1 protein-coding gene is annotated in these 412 nt (G+C 33.5%); it reads right to left on the bottom strand.

Annotation, left to right across the window (positions count from 1 at the left end; all coding sequences use genetic code 11):
* A partial coding sequence (locus tag AB4653_RS28300) for a C69 family dipeptidase (RefSeq protein ID WP_372105951.1) occupies positions 1-189 on the bottom strand: 189 nt, incomplete at its 3' end.
* Positions 190-412: the final 223 nt, after the last annotated feature.

Here is a 412-nt window from a genome sequence, read left to right as displayed (position 1 = left end):
ATCTTGCGCAGGTCGATACTTTAGGTATTTGTTCCAGTTGTTAACGCTAAAATCTTCATTACGAGCAATCATAATGCTACCGTCGCTCGACGCTTCTTTACCAACAATAAGCCCAGTACAAGCTATCGCATTACTGCTTAGAGCGACAGCTACTGCAGTTGCAAGAAAGGATACAGACCATATTTTCATTTTAATTCTCCGCTTATAAAACAAGATAATTTAAAGTTAACGTTAGTTGTATTTGCAGGTTTTTTATTATCATTTTATAAAAATCAGTGTACTTACCATCACAAGAGAAAATGCTTCTGCTCGTCACATAACTGATATTTCCATTTGAGAATAATTATCTGAAAAATATGCACTTTTTGAATAAATTGATAAGTTATAGTTGTAAAGTAACCTTGCCATATAC

Origin of the sequence: Vibrio sp. 10N.222.48.A3 (genome assembly GCF_041475345.1) — a bacterium.
Classification (GTDB): domain Bacteria; phylum Pseudomonadota; class Gammaproteobacteria; order Enterobacterales; family Vibrionaceae; genus Vibrio; species Vibrio tasmaniensis_A.
This window is presented reverse-complemented; position numbering and strand designations above follow the sequence as displayed.